We start from the raw sequence: 17,951 nt of genomic DNA on the forward strand, positions 1-17,951 counted from the left end.
GGAGAGTAAGACGCCGCCGGCATTAAACTTGATAATAAGAAGCAGCGAGTTGGATCTGGTCCTTACGGACTGATTCAACTCGCTGCTTTTTGTGTTCTTAGTGGAACTCAATATTCAGCCGGGCCCGTTGAACCCTCCGTGCGAAGAGGCTGGATTGTCCGCAGCATGATTCAGTTTTTGCTGCTTCCGAGCTCGGTCAACCATACTGGTCACTACCAACTTGAGCCAGCTAACCGGGCTACGGAGGCAGAATTATGAATACGCAGGGTAAAGAGCACTCTCTTCCCGAGGTTGCGAGCGGCTACGCCGCCCGCGCCATCGACCTGGTAAAAACATATGGGCACGGCGAGGCCAAGGTAACCGCCTTGGACCATGTAGACATCGGCTTTGAAAAGAACCGCTTCACCGCGATCATGGGGCCTTCGGGATCCGGCAAATCAACGCTCATGCACTGCATGGCGGCCCTAGATAGCCCGACCAGCGGCCAGACCTATATCGGCGACACCGAGCTGTCTGAACTGAACGAGAAGCAGATTACAACCCTGCGCCGCGACCGCCTCGGGTTCATCTTCCAAGCTTTCAACCTCGTCCCGACCCTGACGGCCGCGGAAAACATCACCCTGCCCCTGGATGTTGCCGGCAAGAAGGTTGACTCATCCTGGTTCCAGGAAGTCACCACTCGCCTCGGCCTAGCAGAACGACTTAGCCACCGGCCCAGCGAACTTTCCGGCGGCCAGCAGCAACGCGTTGCCTGCGCCCGCGCACTCGTTGCCCGCCCTGAGATTATCTTCGGCGACGAACCAACCGGCAACCTAGACTCCAACAGCTCCCAAGAGGTCCTCGACATTCTCCGCACGGCGGTGGACCAAGACGATCAGACCGTCGTCATCGTGACTCACGATCCCAAGGCAGCCAGCTACGCCGACCGGGTACTTTTCCTCGCGGACGGCAAGGTCGTCCATGAACTGGAAAGCCCCAGCGCAGATGACATCCTCTCCACCATGAGCAGAATCGAGGACTACTGATGCCCCAAAGCACCACAGGTTCTCGCCCCAGCGGAGCAGCAGCGGTCGGGCGCCTGAGCTTCCGCACCATCGCAGCACATAAGGTCCGACTGCTGCTGACAGTCCTCGCCGTGGTTCTGGGTACCGCGTTTATCGCAGGCTCCCTCATGTTCACAGCGGGGCTCTCCCGAACTTTTGACTCGCTCGTCGACGGTGAGATGAAGAATGCCGACGCCGTGGTGAGTGCATCCCCCTCCCCGCACGGTGGCGCCAGCGAGGGTGGGGGCTCGCAGGCCCCAGGCGGGCAATCACCCAACTCTGGCGATGTCCCGGAAACCGTTGGTGGCGGCCAGACTTCAAGCCAGGGTACGGAGGCCACGGGGGCAGCTCCTGAGGCGCCGCAACAACCTCAAGCATTCCCCAACCGCAGGATCACCGAGGACGATATCCGTCGTATCCAAGAGATGCCCGGTGTAGGCCAGGTGAACATCGCTGACCAGGTGCAAGCCGTGGCCGCCAGGGCAAATGGCGAGACCCTGAACTCGGCGCCCGCGCCAACCATGCTGCAGCCCTTCTACGACGGCGGAGAATCGGTCAAGGGTGAGACCCACATCGTCGACGGAGCCGCTCCAACTGCTGCCGGCGAAGTGGCCATCAACGCCAGCGCCGCAGAAGCCCATGAGGTCACGGTTGGGGACCGGCTGAAGGTTGTCACCGCTCAGGCTCAGGACGAGGTCACCGTCACCGGCATTTACGATTCGGATATCGAAACCGGTGGCTTCATCGGACTATCCGTTGCCGCCGACACCTTCAAGGAGAAATTCCTGCAGTCCGGGCAGCCACGCACCCTCTATGTCGGCGCAGCCCCAGGCACCACCGCTGAGGAGCTTGTCGATAGTTTGGCCGCCGAGTTCCCCTACAGCGTCCAGATGGGGGAGGAGGTCTCCGAGGAGCTTTCCGCTGAGATCTCGAAGGCGCTTAGCTTCGTCAGCTACTTCCTGGTCGCCTTCGGGCTCGTGGGTCTGCTGGTGGGAACCTTCATCATCGCGAACACCTTCTCGATGATCGTGGCGCAGCGGATGCGGGAATTCGCTCTACTCCGCGCCCTAGGTGTTTCCCGTGGCCAACTCACTTCCTCTGTGGTTCTCGAGGCGGCGGTCGTGGGTGTTGTCGGCTCGGCTCTCGGTGTGCTCGCCGGAATGGGGCTGGTCAAGGTCATCTATGCGGTTCTCGAAAGCACTGGTGCGGGGCTCCCTGCGGGCGGGATCGTCCTGACGCCATTGGCGGTCGCGCTCCCCATGATCGTCGGAGTGCTCGTCACCATCCTCAGTGCGTGGGCACCCGCCCGCAGTGCTGGGGCCACTCGCCCCGTCGAGGCCATGCGTTCCGGCGACGCCAGCAGCTCCAGCTCTCTGGTGGGGCGCACCATTGCCGGCGGGCTCGCCTTTGCGGTCGGTGTCGCTATTGCCCTCGCCGGGGCGCTCGGCGACGGCTGGAGCACGAAGACGCGGGCCATTCTGGTCGGGGCCGCTGCGGTCCTTGTCATCCTGGGGACGTTCCTGGCTTCACCGGCGGTCGCGCGTCGCGCCGTGCCAGCGATCGGCCGGGTTGTTGGGCTGCCTTTCGGCACCGTCGGCGCACTCGCGCGGAAGAACTCCGCCCGGAACCCACGGCGCACCGCCACCACTGCCTTCGCCCTCACCCTGGGGCTGGCGCTCGTCGGGGCCGTCGGGATGCTGGGGGCGTCGATGAAGGCCTCCGTGGCCGAGGTGACCGAAACCGCAGTGAAGGCCGACTTCGTGGCGACGGGTCCGTCGAATAGCGGCTTCCCCGTCCCCAACGGTGCCGTCGGTGCGGTGCAGGAGACCCCGGGGGTGGGCACCGTCGGAGTGATGGGCAGCTCCCTCGTGACCATCGAGGGCATCGGCGCTTTCGCCGGGCAGCCCTTCGCGAACTACTACGGGGGCAACCCCAACGACGGCATCGTGGTCGAGACCGTCGAGGGCACAACAGATCTCGCGGAAGAGGGCTTCATCGCGGATACCAAGACCGCCGCCTCCCACGGCTGGAAGGTCGGCGAAAGCTACCCAGCCCACCTCGGCAAGGTTTCGGCTGGAAAGAAACTCCCTCTGCTCGGCACCTACGAGCCCAACCAGGCGCTTGGTCCCTACGTGTTGAGCCGGGCCGGAGTGGAGAGCGTGCAGCCCTCCGCTCAGGGGCAGTGGCCCGGCCAAATCATGGCCCTTATGGTCACAGCGGTGCCGGGGGAGGGCGGTGGTGACCACAGCGCTCCGGGCGAGCTTCAAGAAGCGCTTCGGGAGGCAACCAAGGACTACATCGTGGTACAGGTCCTCACCCCAGCGGAGGCTTCGGGTGAGGCTGCCGTCATGGTCGACCAGATGCTCAACATCCTCTACGCGCTGCTGGCGCTAGCCATCATCGTGGCCATCCTCGGGATCGTGAACACGCTGGCATTGAACGTGATCGAGAGGCGCCAGGAGATCGGGATGCTTCGCGCGATCGGCACGATGCGCGGCCAGATCCGCCGCATGATCACCCTGGAGGCCGTGCAGATCGCGGTGTATGGGGCGATCGTTGGTGTCCTCATCGGTCTCGGCCTGGGCTGGGCTTTCGTCACGGTCCTCGCGGGGGAGGGGCTGGAAGAACTCGCCGTCCCGTGGCTGCAACTGGTGCTCATGCTCCTTGGATCCGCGCTCGTGGGCGTGGTTGCCGCCGCCTGGCCCGCGATCAAGGCGGGTCGTACCCCTCCGCTGGAGGCCATCGCGGATTAGGGAAAGCCGGCCGCCACTGTGGGGGTGGCTGGCAGCCCACGGTCATGTTTGGGACGGGGCACTACCAGCGCAAATATAGTTTTCTTAAAGCAATTACTTCGTTTTGCCAACAAATTACCAACGTGTGGTGTTTAATCCCCCCTATGACGAAGATCACACGAGGGGGACGGCCGTGGCGAGCTCGTTCCGCATCTTTCATTGCCACCAGTATTCTTTCCACCACTCTGATCGCAGGAGCTGGGTTCGTCGCGCACGCTGACGAATCCTCCTCGAAGGACCAGGATTTCGGCGCAACGCTGTCCTCCGTTGGTTCCAGCGAGGGCGGGGCTCTTGGATCCTCCGGCACGGGGAAGGCGCCGGAGCAGGGCGATCATGACGCCTTCTACGACACTGATGGCGTCACCACGACCACTCCGGGTGAGATCCTCAAGACCGAGACTGTGCCATATAACCCCGCACCGCGGGGCATGAAGGGCTACGTCCCGAAGACCGTCGACCGCATCATGTACACCACCACCAACGCACACGGCGAGCTCACCCCGGTGACTGGCTACATCATGGAGCCGCGCGCCGAGTGGAAGGGTAAGGGCGAGCGTCCGACCGTCATTATCGGCCGCGGCACCGTCGGCCAAGGCGATAAGTGCGCCCCGACCCGCAACTGGCCGCTGCACAACCTCCAGGACCCGGTCCAGAGCGGCCGCGGTGTCAACCTCGAGGGTATCTACGACGTCGCGTTCGCCAAGTACGGTGTGCGCGTCATCGTCACCGACTACATCGGCATGGGCACCGACGAAGTTCACACCTACATGAACCGCCTCGACCAGGCCCACGCGATGATCGACGCGGGCCGCGCGGCGCGCAACATCGTCGAGAAGAATGGCGGGAAGTTCGGGAAGGTCGCCTTCTACGGCCACTCCCAGGGTGGCGGCGCGTCCACCGCGGCCGTCGAGGAGGCCCCGAACTACGGCAAGGACCTCGACGTCGCGGGTGCCTACGCCTCCGCGCCACCGGCAGACCTGAACGCCGTGCAGCAGAATATCGACGGCTCCGACCTGATGGGCGCAATCGGCTTCACCATCAACGGCATGCTGGCCCGCTACCCGGAGCTGCGTCCGCTGCTGGAGGAGCACCTCAACGAGGAGGGTGAGAAGGCCCTTGCCGCCACCGCCGAGATGTGCACCGACGAGATCATGGATAACTTCGGCCACCAGGAGACCCGCAACTGGACCAAGGACGGCCGCTCCCTGACCGAGCTGCTCAAGGATATGCCGGATGCGCAGAAGGCCCTGGAGGATCAGAAGATCGGTAACGGCAAGCCCGAGGCCCCAGTCATGATTGTCTCTGGCCGCTACGACCGCAACGTCGAGTACAACCAGGCGAAGGTCCTGGCGAAGACCTGGCGCGACAAGGGCGCCAGCGTCGTCTACAAGGATGACTTCATGCCACCGATCGGCGAGTACAACCACCTCGCCCAGGCCGCAACCGGAGCGCCGTACGGCCTGGACTTCATTATCGCCCGCTTCAACGACCTGCCGGTCAAGGGCGAGGGTGGCGACTACACCACCGAGTCCTCCCTGCAGGGCTCCAGCCAGTCCTCCTCCGAGGGCTACGGCCTCCTGGGTTCCAGCCAGCCCTTCCTGGGCAGCTCCGCCCGGGACTAAGTACTAGCCGAAGCTAGTGCCAGCGGGTCGCAGGCCGGCGGCTCCGGCGAAGCCCGCAGCGTACGCTGCGGGCTTTTAGCCGTTGAGCTCGCGGCTGGCGATCTCCGCACCCTCGACGAGGGACTGCAGCTTCGCCCATGCGATCTGCTCGTGGAGGCGACCGCCCAGGCCACAGTCCGTCGACGCGATGACGTTCTCCGGGCCGACGAGCTCAGCGAACTGAATGATGCGATCCGCGACCAGGCGCGGGTGCTCCACCACATTCGTGGAGTGGGAGACTACACCCGGGTAGATCACGGTGCCCTCCGGCAGCTTGTGGTCCTGCCAGACACGCCACTCGTGGGCGTGGCGTGGTGAAGCGCCCTCGAAGGAGTAGCCGCCGACCTCGGCGCGCAGGATCTCCTCGACGATATCGCCGAACGGCACGTCGGTGACGTGCGGGCCGTGCCAGGAACCCCAGCAGATGTGTAGGCGGGTCTGCTCGCGCGGCAGATCCTTCACGGCGTGGTTGATGGCGTCGACACGGGTGCGGATGTACGCCCGGTAGTCCTCGATGGACGGCTCCGGGTTGATCTGGTCCCAGGACTCCGCCAGCGACGGGTCATCGATGGATACCGTCAGCCCAGCATCGGTGATGGCGCGGTACTCTTCCGCCATCGCGTCGGCACAGGCCCAGACGACGTCGTCATCCGTCTCGTAGTACTCGTTCTTCAGTCGGGCCGCGGACCCCGGGGACAGGGCGGCGACGAAGCCCTCGGTGGCACCGGTCTTCTTCATGGCGTTAGTCAGCAGCTGGACGTCGGTGTCGATCTGATCCTTGCCGATGTAGGTGATCGGGCCGGTGATCTTCGGGTTACCGACGGAGGCGCGGTTGGTGAGGATGCCGGAGGCCGGGTCCTCGTATGCCTCGCGGAAGAGGGTGCGGTCACGGCGGTCGGCGAAGCTGGTCAGGCGGATGTTGCCCGGCTCGGAGCGGATAGCCTCCTGGTTGGCCCAGCGGTCCTCGTCGGTCATGGTCAGCCCACCCAGGCGGGAGAAGCTGTAGTTCCACCAGGCGCCGTAGTCGACGGCACCGCTGGTGACGTGGCCGTATTCGCCCTCGTTGATGATGCTCACGCCCATCTCGTGCTGCTTGGCGACGACCTTGTCGATGGACTCCTGCAGGATGCCCAGGAAGTCCTCACGCTCGATCTCGCCGGCGGCGAACTTGTTATTGACCTCGAGTAGTTCCTTCGTACGCGGCAGGCTGCCGACGTGCGTGGTTTTGATGTTGACGCTCATCGTCTGTTTTCGCTTTCCTTGGTCGTGGGGCCAGCGTTGCCACTGGCTGTGGGTGTTGCCCAGTGTATCTATGCCGGGAGACGGCCTGAATGAGTGGGGCTGGTAGACCGCCGGGCCATGCCTGTGCCGCGACCAGAGCCGTGTCTGGGAGGGGAACTAAGATCGAAGGCATGACCGATGGTGAGAAGAACAGCACTGATCAAAACGCCAAGACCCTGGGGGCCACCCCGAACTCCGATATCGCGAGCCTGCCGGGGGCACACCGCGATGTGCAGGAAGGCGTGGAGCCGCTGACCCCTGCCGAGCAGCTGGTGCAGCTCAATAACTTCTTCGAGGACAACTACCCGGAGATCTTCCGCTCGCTGACGACCGACGAAGGGGCGGAATACACGCAGCAGGGTCAGCCGGTTCCGCAGGAACTTACAGCGGCCACGGAGCGCATGTGGTCGAAGGTCCCGGACTTGCTGACTCACAGCAGCCAGCTGGTGTTGGGCGCAGGTCTGGATCACGCGATGCCGCACGTGGCGTTCTGCCGGGAAGGTATTAGCTCCGCGGCGTGGCCGGTGGGGCAACCTGGCGTCGCCGAGCTTCCGCAGGGCGTGGGCGCGACGGTGCTGCGCCCGGACGAGCCCACCGGTGCGCTCGCGATCTCTCTGCACGGTGGGCCGGGCTGGTTCGGTGATCAGCAGGCGCACGAGCAGCTCTGGCAGCCGTTGTTCGCAGCGCTGGCCCAGCAGTCCGGCGTCACCATCGTGGATCTGACCTATCCGCTGCCCCTGGCTGGCGGCGATGGCGCGCGGGGCTGGGAGGCGACGGTCGCGGCCGTGGGACAGGCCTTCGACGCCGTGCGCGGCAGCGCCGAGGCCCTGGGCTGCGATGAGGCTCGGGCCGGAATCGTGGCATTCGGCTCCGGATTGGTCGCTGCAGCCCAGGCCCTGCGCGAAGCGGCGTGGGTGGCGGCGCTGAGCCCACGTATCGCGGGCCCGCTGGAGGAACTGGAGGGGGAGAAGCTGGGTATTCCGGCACTGCTTTCTATTGCCAGCGAGGACTCGCGCGCCACCCCGGCGGAGCGCGCGGCGAGCTTCGCGAAGTCCGTTTTCTCCGAGGTCGACACCCAGGAGTTCCTGAGTGAGCACATCATCGCTCCGCCGACCGTGTGGCGCGAGCGGGTGAGCGCGGCAGGGCAGTGGCTAGCCCGCTGCTAAGCGTCGAGCGCTGCACGTTGCGGTAGGAGCGCGGTAGCGGCGCGGCGCTGTTTCCTGCCCGGGGGTTTGTGCAGGCTGCTTGTTAGGTGCCCGGTCGTCTATCGGGTGCCATCAGTAACCCGACGTGGGGAGAATGACATTACCCCCGCCCTTGGTCTTCGTTGAACAATCCTATAAAGTGACCTAAATCACTGATGGAAAGGTGCGACTATGACCACGAATCCCAACCAGGCTGAAACACAGCCAGGAGCAGCCTCTACCCCAGTGGACAGCACTGACGCCAAGGCCGCTAAGGCAAAGCGACGGGCCACCCGCGCAACCACTATGGGTGCCATGTTCCTGATGGCCACCAGCGCCATCGGCCCAGGCTTCATCACGCAGACCAGCGTGTTCACCGTCCAGCTGGGCGCCGCCTTCGCCTTCGCGATCCTGGTGTCGATCCTCGTGGACATCGCCATCCAGCTGAACGTCTGGCGCGTCCTCGGTGTCTCCGGGATGCGAGCCAATGAGCTCGGCAACGCGGTCGTCCCAGGCCTCGGCTGGGTCATGGGCGCGTTCGTCTTCGTGGGCGGCCTGATCTTCAACATCGGCAACATCGGTGGCGCGGGCCTCGGCACGAACGCAATGCTCGGCGTCGACCCCATCATCGGTGGCGCGATCTCCGCGCTGGTCGCCGCGCTGGTCTTCCTCTCCAAGTGGGCCGGTGCAGCCCTGGACCGCATCGTCGTGATCCTCGGTGCCCTGATGATCCTGCTGATGATTTACGTGGCCATCGTATCCGCCCCACCCGTCGGTGAGGCGCTGAAGCAGACCGTGGTTCCGGATCAGATCGACTTCGTCATCATCACCACCCTCATCGGCGGAACGGTTGGCGGCTACATCACCTTCTCCGGCGCCCACCGCCTCATCGACTCCGGCCTGACCGGCCCGGAGCACGCCAAGGACATCACCCGCGTCTCCGTCACCGGCATCCTCGTCACCGGCGTGATGCGCACCCTGCTCTTCCTCGCCATCTTCGGCGTCGTCGCTTCCGGTGTGGCCCTGTCCGGCGACAACATCGCCGCCGATGCCTTCCGCGCCGCCGCCGGCGAGATCGGCGTCCGCTTCTTCGGCATCGTCCTGTGGGCCGCCGGCCTGACCTCCGTCATCGGCGCGTCCTTCACCTCCGTGAGCTTCGTGACCACGCAGAAGATCGCACCGCGCACCCGCAACCTGCTGACCCTCGCATTCATCCTGGTCTGTGCCGTCGCCTACGTCATCCTGAACCAGGCGCCGCAGAAGCTGCTGATCTTCGCCGGTGCGTTCAACGGCCTGATCCTGCCGATCGGCTTCGGCGTGGTGCTGTGGGTGGCCTGGCGCCGCCGCGACCTGCTGAAGGGCTACAAGTACCCGGTGTGGCTGTGGTCCATTGGTGCTATCACCTGGCTGCTGACCCTCTGGCTCGGCTGGCGCTCCCTCTCCGGGATCGTCGCCATGTGGGCCTAGGCGAAGAGGAGGTCGAGATGAGTACCAGCACGCACGAGATGTCGCCGGCAGCTGCCCGCGCTGCCTTCCGCGAGGGACTGGCCGTGCCGACCACCGGTTACTCGGATGGTTACGCGCAGGCCAACCTCATGGTCCTGCCGAAGGAGTACGCCTTCGACTTCCTGCTTTTTGCCCAGCGCAACCCCAAGCCCTGCCCCATCCTCGGGGTGCTCGAGCCGGGTCAGCTGAACTCCGAGCTGCTGCCCGGCGGGGACATCCGCACCGACATCCCGAAGTACCGCGTCTACCGCGACGGTGAGCTGGCAGGCGAGTACCCGGATGTCACCGAGTTCTGGCGCGACGACCTCGTCAGCTTCCTCATCGGCTGCTCATTCACCTTCGAAGGTGCTCTGCTGGATAACGGCATTCCGGTCGCCCATATCGAGCAGGGGCGGAACGTGCCGATGTACAAGACGTCGATCCCGACCGCCCGCGCGGGGAGGTTCCACGGTCCGCTGGTCGTCTCGATGCGGCCGATTCCTGCGTCCCAGATTGCGGACGCCGTCCGTGTGACCTCCCGCTACCCGGCGGTCCACGGTGCGCCGGTGCACGTGGGGGACCCCGCCGCGATCGGTATTAGCGACCTCGCGTCCCCTGACTACGGCGACGCCGTCGAGATCCCGGACGGGCACATCCCGGTGTTCTGGGCCTGTGGTGTGACCCCGCAGGCCGCGGTGATGGAGACCAAGCCCAGCCTGGCGATCGCCCACGCGCCGGGACACATGCTGGTCACTGACGTTCGTGACCTGCAATACCAGGTCCCCTAAAACGCGCCCTTTCGGCGCAAGGGGGATAGTGGGGCCAGAGGGTTAGTGGGAGAGGTACTTCTGAACCGCGGTGGGGGTGGAGATGAGCGAGTCTTCCAGGATGTCCGCGGCCTCGTTGAAGTCCATTCTCTCGAGGGCGTCCATGACTTCGCGATTCTTTGCCACGAAGGGGGCATGAAACTCGGGCTCCGCCTCCAGGACTTGGAGGAAGGCCAGGCGCATGAGCGCGAGAATGCGGTCCATCAGGTCCTCGACCATCGAGGAGCCCACCCCAGCGACGATGACCCGGTGGAAGCGCTGGTTCGCGTCCGCGACCTTCGCCAGATCCCCCTCCTCGAGGGCCTCTTCCGCCGCGGCGACGATCGTCGAGAGGCGGGGGACGTCCACATCCGCGGTGCGCAGCGCGTTCGGTTCGATGAACGCGCGGGCGGTATAGAAGTCCGCGACATCTGCCACCGTGGGCTTGGCGATGAATACGCCGCGGTGGTGGATTCGGGTCACTAGGCCCTGGCTCGCGAGCTCGGCGAAGCCTTCGCGCAGGGTGTTACGGGACACGTCCAGGTGCTCGGCGAGCTGGACCTCGTTGAGTTTTTCCCCCGGCTGATAGCGCCCGCGGGAGATCTCCTGGCGGAGTTGATTGGCGACCGTTTGGGACCTCATGATGAATTATCCTAGGCAACGCCACTGCCATGCACGAAGCCAGGACGCAGTTAAGGCAACGTAGCGCATAAGAAGAGGCCCCACGGGGCGAATCAACACCCGTGGGGCCTGGCGTGCGAGCCGCTACCAGCCCGCTCTAGGGCTCTAGCTGATGCGGGCCAGGACCTCGCCCTGGGCCACAGAGTCTCCCTCGGCGATGTCGGAGCGGTGCAGCGTGCCCGCAGCCGGCGCCTTGACCGGGGACTCCATCTTCATCGCCTCGATGATCGCCACAGTGTCGCCCTCCGCGACCTCAGCGCCGTCCTCGACCTTCCAGCTGATGAGCACACCGGCATAAGGGGAGATGATCGCATCCGCGCCCGCAGGCTCGGAGGCAGCGGAACCGGCGGAGGTCTTCGCTGCTGCGCCCTCTGCGCCAGCTGACCCCTGCGCCGGGGCAGCGCCCAGCCCGGAGAGCACGCTCATCGGCAGGCCCACCCGGTGCAGCTTGCCGTCGATCTCGATGTTGACTTCCGTGCGCTCCGTGTATGCGGCCTCCACGTCAGTGTTGCCATCCCCGAAGCCCGGGACGTACTCCTTATCCACCCAATCCGTGTACACATCCAGGTGATCCTCGGCGAAGGCCGGGTGGTGGATGATGTCCTTGTGGAACGGGATGACCGTGCGCACACCTTCGATCTTCAGGTCCCGCAGCGCCTCCTCAGAGCGGCGCAGCGCCACTTGGCGGTTCGGACCCCACACGATGAGCTTCGCGATCAGCGAGTCGTAGCTGCCTGGGATGGTAGACCCGGAGCGCACGCCGGTGTCGACGCGGACGCCGGGGCCGGTTGGTGGCTCGAAGGTCCGGACCAGACCCGGGCAGGGGACGAAGCCGTTCGCGGCGTCCTCGGCATTGATGCGGAACTCAAAGGCGTGGCCGGTCGGGACGGGGTCGGCGTCGAAGGAGAGCTCCAGGCCAGCGGCGATGCGGAACTGCTCCTGGACGATGTCCACCCCGGAGACCACCTCGGTGACCGGGTGCTCGACCTGGACGCGGGTGTTGACCTCGAGGAAGGAGACGGTGCCGTCCTCAGCGACGATGAACTCCACCGTGCCCGCGCCGGTGTAGCCCGCCTCGCGGCAGATCTCGCGGGCACCCTCGTAGATGGAAGTGTTCTGCTCATCGGTCAGGAACGGCGCCGGGGCCTCTTCGACGAGCTTCTGGAAGCGGCGCTGCACAGAGCAGTCACGGGTACCGACGATGCGGACATTGCCGTGGGTATCTGCCAACACCTGGGCCTCGACGTGGCGCGGCTTGGTGAGGAACTTCTCCACGTAGCACTCGCCGCGACCGAAGGCTGCCTTAGCCTCGCGACCCGCGGAGGCGAAGCCCTCCTCGATGTCCGCTTCCTCGTGCACGACCTTCAGGCCACGGCCACCGCCACCGAAGGCCGCCTTGATGGCGATTGGCATGCCGTGCTCAGCGGCGAAGTCCCGGGCCTCCTCCCAGCTCTCGATCGGCTGGTCGGTGCCGGGGGCCAGCGGGGCGCCGACCTTGGTAGCCAGTTGGCGGGCCGCGACCTTATCGCCCAGGGTTTCGATGGCCTCCGGGGAGGGGCCGACCCACACCAGCCCGGCGTCCTGCACCGCGCGGGCGAAGTCTGCGTTCTCGGCGAGGAAGCCGTAGCCCGGGTGCACGCAATCCGCCCCGCTGCGGGCCGCAATGTCCAGCAGGGCCGGGATGTTCATGTAGGTATCCGCAGCGGACTCCCCGCGCAGCGGGTAGGCCTCGTCCGCAAAAACGGGGTGCTGGTTATCGGCATCCGCGTCGGAGTACACCGCGACCGACTCGATGCCCAGGTCGCGAGCGGCGCGCGCGATGCGCACGGCGATCTCGCCACGGTTGGCGATGAGAACCTTCTTCAGCGGCAGTGCTGGGGTCGGTTGTTCGTTGTAGAAGGTGCTCACTGTTCTTCCTCCTGGGTATCGGTGTTCTGGTCGGTGGGGTTGATCGGCAGTTCTGCCAGCGTATCGGGGTCGACGGCACGGAAGGTGACGGTGCTGCCGGGCGGGAGCTGACCGGCGGCGTCCATGTCCTCTGGGATGACCGTCGCGATGACGGGGTACCCGCCGGTGACGGGGTGGTCGGCGAGGAAGAGCACGGGCAGGCCATTGGGTGGGACCTGAATGGAGCCGGGCAGCATGCCTTCGCTAGCCAGCTCCTCCTCGCGCTCGCGGGTCAACTCGGCACCCTCGGGGCCGGTCATGCGCAGCCCGATGCGGTTGGACTGGCCAGAGACCTCCCAGGTTGTGCTGAGGAAGTCCTGCACGGTCTGCTCTGCGAACCAGTTGTCGCGGGGGCCGAGGACGCAACGCAGGGTTGCGGCGTTCGTGCTGTCCGCCGGGTTGAGGATGGTGGGGTCCACCGCGGTGCGCGTGGCTCGCCCGGCCTTGAGCAGGTCGCCGTCCGCAAGTGGTGCCGGTCCCATACCGGATAGGACGTCGCTCGCGGCGGAATCGAGGACGGTGTCCGTGGCGAGTCCGCCGCGGATCGCCACGTAGTTGCGGGCCCCGGTGCCGGTGGGGCGCACGGCGAGCTCCTCGCCCGCGAGCAGCCCGATCGGCTGTGCCAGGGCCTTGGGTACCTTGTGGCCGCTGCGGGTACTGACCTCGACTGTGGCCTCTGCACCGGTAACCGCGAGGACGGTATCCACGTTCGCGGTGATGCGCAGTCCGCCGATGTTCTCGATGACGGCGGCGCTGGAGCTGTTACCCACCGCGGCGTTGGCCGCGCGGGCGCTGGCCCGGTCGAGCGCGCCGGAGCGGGTCACGCCAATATCGCCGTGGCCCGGGCGGCCGCGGTCCTGCACGAGGCTGAGTAGGCCGGCGTCCGTGAGGGTCGCGACCGGGCGACCAAGGATCGCCGCCTGGGTGCGGTTGTGCTGGGAGGCCGCCTTGCCGGACCCCGCATTCGAGGACGCGGCGCCGCTGGCCTCGGCGCGGACCGCGCGGTAACGCACGATATCGCCGGGGTTCAGCAACGCTGGGTGTTCGGCGCTTGGGTCCCACATGGGGGTCTTGGTGTGGCCGAGCAACTGCCAGCCACCGGGGGACTGGCGCGGGTAGACGGCGGAGAACTCGCCGGCCAGGCCGACCGCACCCGCGGGTACCGCGGTGCGGGGGTTGGCGCGCCGGGGCACGTTCCACTCGAAGTTCTCGGCACCCTCGCTGGTGCTGGCGTCGGCGGGCACGCAGTAGGTGAAGCCGGGCGCGAAGCCACCGAAGGCGGCCATCCACGCCTGGCTGGTGTGGCGGTTGATGAGTTCCTCGGTGCTGATGCTCAGGTGCTCGGCGGTGCTGGCCAGGTCCTCGCCGTCATAGATCACGTCGATTGTGACCTCACGTGGGGTGGTCTGGCCAGCGGCAGCGGGGGAGAACCCGGCCAGCGTTTCCACCGCACGCTGGGCATCACGCGGGGTGGCGAACTCCAGCAGCACGGTGCGGGCGGCGGCGATGGCCGAGGTCTGGCCTGCCAGCGGCTGGGCCGTCAGCGCGGCGTGCCAGGTCATGACCTCCGCGAGGTCGGGGAGATCGACCAGGAGGGCACGGGTGCCCGCCCGGTGGATGGTCCGAGTCGTCAGTGGTGCGTCGGTCATAGGAAGGACCTCACTGCAATGCCTTCGCTATCCAGTCGGGCAGCGATGTGCTCGGCCATGGCGACCGCGCCGGGGGAGTCCCCGTGGATGCATACGGATTCGGCCCCGATGCTGATCTCGCTGCCGTCCACTGCGGTGAGGGTGCCCTCGGTGGCGAGGCGGAGGACACGCTCGGCCACGGCGTCCGGGTCGTGGAGGACGGCGTTGGACTCGCGGCGGGAGACCAGGGTGCCGTCCGGGTTGTAATTGCGGTCAGCGAAGGCCTCGCGGACGGCGCGCAGACCGGCGGCTTCGGCCTTCTCGATCGCGACGGAGCCAGGGAGCAGCAGCAACGGCAGGTCGCCGAAGGCCTTCACTCCGTCGACGACGGCCTGCGCCTGGGCCTCGTGGTGCACGATTGTGTTGTAGAGCGCGCCGTGGGGCTTGACGTAGGAAACCTTCGTGCCCCGGGATCGGGCCAGAGCGTCGAGGGCACCGATTTGGTACAGCACCTCGTCGGCCAGCTCGGCGGGGGCGTAGTCGATGAAGCGGCGTCCGAAGCCGGGCTTATCGCGGTAGCCAACGTGGGCACCGATGGTCACGCCGCGCTCGGCGGCGGCTTCGAGGGTCTTGGCGATGTCGTGCGGGTCGCCGGCGTGGAAGCCGCAGGCGGTATTCGCAGAGGAGACGACGCGGATCATGGCGGCATCGTCACTCACCGGGTTGCCGGCGTTTGATTCTCCGAGATCGGCGTTTAAGTCGATGAACTGTGCGGAGGTCAAAAGGATCAGCTCCTCCAGAAATTGTTGAACAGTACCTCGAGTGTACGCTGCGTCACGTTTCTGGCGAAGCTGAATGCTGCTTCTCGGGGGTTCTACCCCGTGCGCTGCCGATGAGACGCCGGCGAGCTGTTGCCGACTACGGGCTACTTGCCCAGGTCAGACTCGAGGAATTGTTCGGCAAGCTCGCGGAGGATGGTGATTCCTTCGTGAAGAGCCGCATGCTGCTCTTCGGAGAGCTGCTCGAGGGCGGTGGCGACCACCTCGTCGCGGGCGCGGTTGGCCTTTTCTGCGATCTCTTTGCCGTGCTGGGTGAGTTCGACGCGGACGATGCGCCCGTCCTCCGGCGTCGAGACGCGGCGCACGTGGCCCCATCCCTCCAGGCGGGAGACGTGCTGGCTCATCGTCGGCTGGGCGACGTCCTTAGCCTCCGCGAGCTCGGACATTGTTAGCGGGCCGTCTTCCAGCGCGGTCAGCGTGGCGAGTTGAGAGGTGGTGAGGCCGGAGGCGTGATCGACGCGGCGGAGCATGTGGACGCTGGAGCGGATCGATTCGCGCGTCTCGGCGGCGAGGTCAACGAGGCGATCGTTGGGGGTCATGGCACCAGGGCTTTCGGGGCTCAGGGTGTGCCCACCGGATATGGCGGGGTGGTGAGGGGCTGTGCGGGGGCAGGATGACCCGCTCCCGCTGGGACTTTGCATCCCGTTGTTGAGGGTGTTTATAGCTTATTTGCGTTCGTCGCGCAAAACCACGAGGCTGTGGCGATCCTTCTGGACTTCTTCCCAGCGGTCAGCCAGACCCTCCAGGCGGCGCCACTGGTTCGACGGGATCGCCCGTTCGGCGTCCTTCCACACCTTCTCGTCGCTGGTGCCCCAGGCCACCGGCATCGGCAGTACCTCCTGGAACAGCTCCGAGCTGCGGGAACGCTGTGCACCCGTCACTGCCATCGACGGAACCCGAGCCCCCACCTCGCGCGGCACGCCAGGGATGGAGGTCACGGTGCGCGCAGCCAGCGCCGGCTCGATCAGGTTCGGGTTCGGGTTGGCCTTCGCCTTCGTGCTGGCGTCCACCAGGGAGAGCAGCACCATGTCGCGCGGGTTGACCTTCGCGATGATCGCCGGGGCCAGCTGGTACATGTCGTAATACTGCTGCGGGCTGCCCATCGCTTTCGGAAGTGCGGGGATGATGATCCAGCACAGGGCGCCGAAGATGCCCAGCGAGATCGTGAAACCGATCGTGCGTCCCTGCCAGCCATTGACGGCCACCAGGATGGCGATGATCACGAACATCAGCGCGCCCAGGATCGCGGCGGAAATCTGCAGGCGCTTGGCATCCCGGAAGAACTCATTGTGCTTCCGCGCGTAGTCCTCCTCGACGGGGACATGAAACTCAGTCATTGCTGAAATGTGCCTTCCTTATTAATTATTTTCCACCGGATCCGGCAGGTCCGCCGCATCCATGATGCCGTAGCCATAGCCCTGCTCCGCGAGGAAACGCATGCGGTGGGCTGCGTAGTCAGCATCGAGCGTATCCCGGGTGACAACGGTATAGAAAAAGGCGCCACCACCATCCGGCTTCGGCCGCAGGATGCGACCCAAGCGCTGCGCTTCCTCTTGCCGGGACCCGAATGTGCCCGAGATCTGGATCGCCACGCTCGCCCCCGGCAGATCGATCGAGAAGTTCGCGACCTTGGAGACCGCCAGCGTCGTGATCTCCCCGTCCCGGAACTGCTGGTAGAGCTTCTCCCGCTTCGTGGTGCTGGTCTTGCCGTCGATGACCGGCACGTCCAGCTCCTCGGCGATCTCCTCCAGCTGGTCCACGTAGGCGCCAATGATCAGCGCAGGCTCCTCAGGGTGCATCGCGAGCAGTTTCTTGACCACGCGGTTCTTCGCCGGGGTGGTGGCCGCCAGCCGGTACTTATCGGACTGCTCGGCGGTCGCATAAACCATTCGTTCGGACTCACTGAGCTGCACCCGCACCTCGGTGCAGTCCGCCGGTGCGATCCACCCCTGCGCCTCGATGTCCTTCCACGGCGCGTCGTAGCGCTTCGGGCCGATGAGGCTGAACACGTCGCCTTCCCGGCCGTCCTCGCGCACCAGCGTCGCCGTCAAGCCCAGACGACGGCGGGACTGCAGGTCGGAGGTCATGCGGAACACTGGTGCAGGCAGCAAGTGAACCTCGTCGTAAATGATTAAGCCCCAGTCACGGGAGTCGAACAGCTCCAGCGCCCGGTATTCGCCCTTCGACTTGCGCGTGACCACTTGGTAGGTGGCGATGGTCACGGGGCGGATCTCCTTCTTCTCACCGGAGTACTCGCCGATTTCATCCTCCGTCAGGGAGGTGCGGCGCACTAGCTCGTCCTTCCACTGCCTGCCCGCGACGGTGTTCGTCACCAGGATCAGGGTGGTGGCCTTTGCCTTGGCCATCGAGGCCGCGCCGACCATCGTCTTGCCCGCACCACATGGCAGCACTACCACGCCCGAGCCGCCTTCCCAGAAGCTATCGGCCGCCATCTCCTGGTAGTCGCGCAGCTGCCATTCTTCGTGTTCCTGCGACAGCTCGATGGGGTGTGCCTCGCCGTCGACGTATCCCGCCAGGTCCTCTGCGGGCCAGCCGACCTTCAGCAGTTCCTGCTTGAGCCTGCCGCGCTCGGAAGGGTGCACA

The 17,951-nt window shown here is 65.9% G+C and carries 14 protein-coding genes; 6 read left to right on the forward strand and 8 right to left on the reverse strand.

The features are described 5' to 3' along the window. The first annotated feature begins 254 nt into the window (after positions 1-254). The 3 genes from HMPREF3097_RS00200 to HMPREF3097_RS00210 all read left to right on the forward strand — a co-directional run bounded on the left by HMPREF3097_RS00200 (position 255) and on the right by HMPREF3097_RS00210 (position 5,457). Positions 255-1,025: an ABC transporter ATP-binding protein gene (locus HMPREF3097_RS00200; protein WP_070759976.1), complete on the forward strand. Its 771-nt coding sequence runs from the start codon at positions 255-257 to the stop codon at positions 1,023-1,025. Further along, positions 1,025-3,796 carry an FtsX-like permease family protein gene (locus HMPREF3097_RS00205; protein ID WP_070759978.1) on the forward strand — a complete coding sequence of 924 codons (2,772 nt, stop codon included), beginning with the start codon at positions 1,025-1,027 and terminating at the stop codon, positions 3,794-3,796. Before HMPREF3097_RS00200 ends, HMPREF3097_RS00205 begins: the two co-directional genes overlap by 1 nt. Positions 3,797-3,939: 143 nt before the next feature. Beyond that, positions 3,940-5,457, forward strand: coding sequence for a lipase family protein (locus tag HMPREF3097_RS00210; RefSeq protein ID WP_070759980.1), 1,518 nt, complete (start codon positions 3,940-3,942; stop codon positions 5,455-5,457). Between the two features lie 75 nt (positions 5,458-5,532). On the opposite strand, the gene HMPREF3097_RS00215 is transcribed toward HMPREF3097_RS00210, so the two are convergent. Next, positions 5,533-6,738 (reverse strand): cobalamin-independent methionine synthase II family protein, encoded by a 1,206-nt coding sequence (locus tag HMPREF3097_RS00215; protein WP_070759982.1) that lies wholly within the window; start codon positions 6,736-6,738, stop codon positions 5,533-5,535. Positions 6,739-6,908: 170 nt separating this feature from the next. On the opposite strand from HMPREF3097_RS00215, the gene HMPREF3097_RS00220 reads away from it, so the two are divergent. From HMPREF3097_RS00220 to HMPREF3097_RS00230, 3 genes are all read left to right on the forward strand, one after another. Continuing rightward, the gene (locus HMPREF3097_RS00220; protein WP_070758453.1) at positions 6,909-7,943 is read left to right on the forward strand and encodes a hypothetical protein; all 1,035 of its coding nucleotides are present in this window, start codon (positions 6,909-6,911) and stop codon (positions 7,941-7,943) included. Between the two features lie 210 nt (positions 7,944-8,153). Beyond that, positions 8,154-9,428 (forward strand): NRAMP family divalent metal transporter, encoded by a 1,275-nt coding sequence (locus tag HMPREF3097_RS00225; RefSeq protein ID WP_012360818.1) that lies wholly within the window; start codon positions 8,154-8,156, stop codon positions 9,426-9,428. A 17-nt stretch (positions 9,429-9,445) separates the two neighbouring features. Then, positions 9,446-10,234 (forward strand): putative hydro-lyase, encoded by a 789-nt coding sequence (locus HMPREF3097_RS00230; RefSeq protein WP_070759997.1) that lies wholly within the window; start codon positions 9,446-9,448, stop codon positions 10,232-10,234. A gap of 42 nt (positions 10,235-10,276) precedes the next feature. Here the strand turns inward: HMPREF3097_RS00230 and HMPREF3097_RS00235 are convergent, their stop codons facing one another. From HMPREF3097_RS00235 to HMPREF3097_RS00265, 7 genes are all read right to left on the reverse strand, one after another. Beyond that, a complete protein-coding gene (locus tag HMPREF3097_RS00235; protein ID WP_070759984.1) occupies positions 10,277-10,894 on the reverse strand; it encodes a GntR family transcriptional regulator in 618 nt (205 codons plus the stop codon). Positions 10,895-11,038: 144 nt separating this feature from the next. Continuing rightward, the gene (locus HMPREF3097_RS00240) at positions 11,039-12,841 is read right to left on the reverse strand and encodes an acetyl/propionyl/methylcrotonyl-CoA carboxylase subunit alpha (RefSeq protein ID WP_070759985.1); all 1,803 of its coding nucleotides are present in this window, start codon (positions 12,839-12,841) and stop codon (positions 11,039-11,041) included. Then, entirely contained in the window at positions 12,838-14,529 is a 1,692-nt protein-coding gene (locus HMPREF3097_RS00245; protein ID WP_070759987.1) for a 5-oxoprolinase subunit B/C family protein, read from the reverse strand. The genes HMPREF3097_RS00240 and HMPREF3097_RS00245 overlap by 4 nt, the downstream gene beginning before the upstream one ends. Continuing rightward, a complete protein-coding gene (locus HMPREF3097_RS00250; RefSeq protein WP_070759989.1) occupies positions 14,526-15,290 on the reverse strand; it encodes a LamB/YcsF family protein in 765 nt (254 codons plus the stop codon). The genes HMPREF3097_RS00245 and HMPREF3097_RS00250 overlap by 4 nt, the downstream gene beginning before the upstream one ends. Before the next feature lie 143 nt (positions 15,291-15,433). Then, positions 15,434-15,886 (reverse strand): MarR family winged helix-turn-helix transcriptional regulator, encoded by a 453-nt coding sequence (locus HMPREF3097_RS00255; protein WP_070759991.1) that lies wholly within the window; start codon positions 15,884-15,886, stop codon positions 15,434-15,436. Between the two features lie 126 nt (positions 15,887-16,012). Further along, positions 16,013-16,684 carry a DUF3239 domain-containing protein gene (locus HMPREF3097_RS00260; protein WP_070759993.1) on the reverse strand — a complete coding sequence of 224 codons (672 nt, stop codon included), beginning with the start codon at positions 16,682-16,684 and terminating at the stop codon, positions 16,013-16,015. A 21-nt stretch (positions 16,685-16,705) separates the two neighbouring features. Further along, on the reverse strand, positions 16,706-17,951 hold a 1,246-nt coding region (locus tag HMPREF3097_RS00265; RefSeq protein ID WP_070759995.1), incomplete at its 5' end, for a DNA repair helicase XPB.

This window comes from Corynebacterium sp. HMSC27B11, assembly GCF_001815985.1.
Taxonomy (GTDB): domain Bacteria; phylum Actinomycetota; class Actinomycetes; order Mycobacteriales; family Mycobacteriaceae; genus Corynebacterium.

Bases quoted from the DNA above. Each gene is read 5' to 3' on its own strand.
- HMPREF3097_RS00205 (WP_070759978.1), top strand. From the start codon at position 1,025: ATGCCCCAAAGCACCACAGGTTCTCGCCCCAGCGGAGCAGCAGCGGTC.
- HMPREF3097_RS00260 (WP_070759993.1), bottom strand. From the start codon at position 16,684: ATGACTGAGTTTCATGTCCCCGTCGAGGAGGACTACGCGCGGAAGCAC.
- HMPREF3097_RS00220 (WP_070758453.1), top strand. From the start codon at position 6,909: ATGACCGATGGTGAGAAGAACAGCACTGATCAAAACGCCAAGACCCTG.
- HMPREF3097_RS00235 (WP_070759984.1), bottom strand. From the start codon at position 10,894: ATGAGGTCCCAAACGGTCGCCAATCAACTCCGCCAGGAGATCTCCCGC.
- HMPREF3097_RS00225 (WP_012360818.1), top strand. From the start codon at position 8,154: ATGACCACGAATCCCAACCAGGCTGAAACACAGCCAGGAGCAGCCTCT.
- HMPREF3097_RS00200 (WP_070759976.1), top strand. From the start codon at position 255: ATGAATACGCAGGGTAAAGAGCACTCTCTTCCCGAGGTTGCGAGCGGC.
- HMPREF3097_RS00245 (WP_070759987.1), bottom strand. From the start codon at position 14,529: ATGACCGACGCACCACTGACGACTCGGACCATCCACCGGGCGGGCACC.
- HMPREF3097_RS00215 (WP_070759982.1), bottom strand. From the start codon at position 6,738: ATGAGCGTCAACATCAAAACCACGCACGTCGGCAGCCTGCCGCGTACG.
- HMPREF3097_RS00210 (WP_070759980.1), top strand. From the start codon at position 3,940: ATGACGAAGATCACACGAGGGGGACGGCCGTGGCGAGCTCGTTCCGCA.
- HMPREF3097_RS00255 (WP_070759991.1), bottom strand. From the start codon at position 15,886: ATGACCCCCAACGATCGCCTCGTTGACCTCGCCGCCGAGACGCGCGAA.
- HMPREF3097_RS00230 (WP_070759997.1), top strand. From the start codon at position 9,446: ATGAGTACCAGCACGCACGAGATGTCGCCGGCAGCTGCCCGCGCTGCC.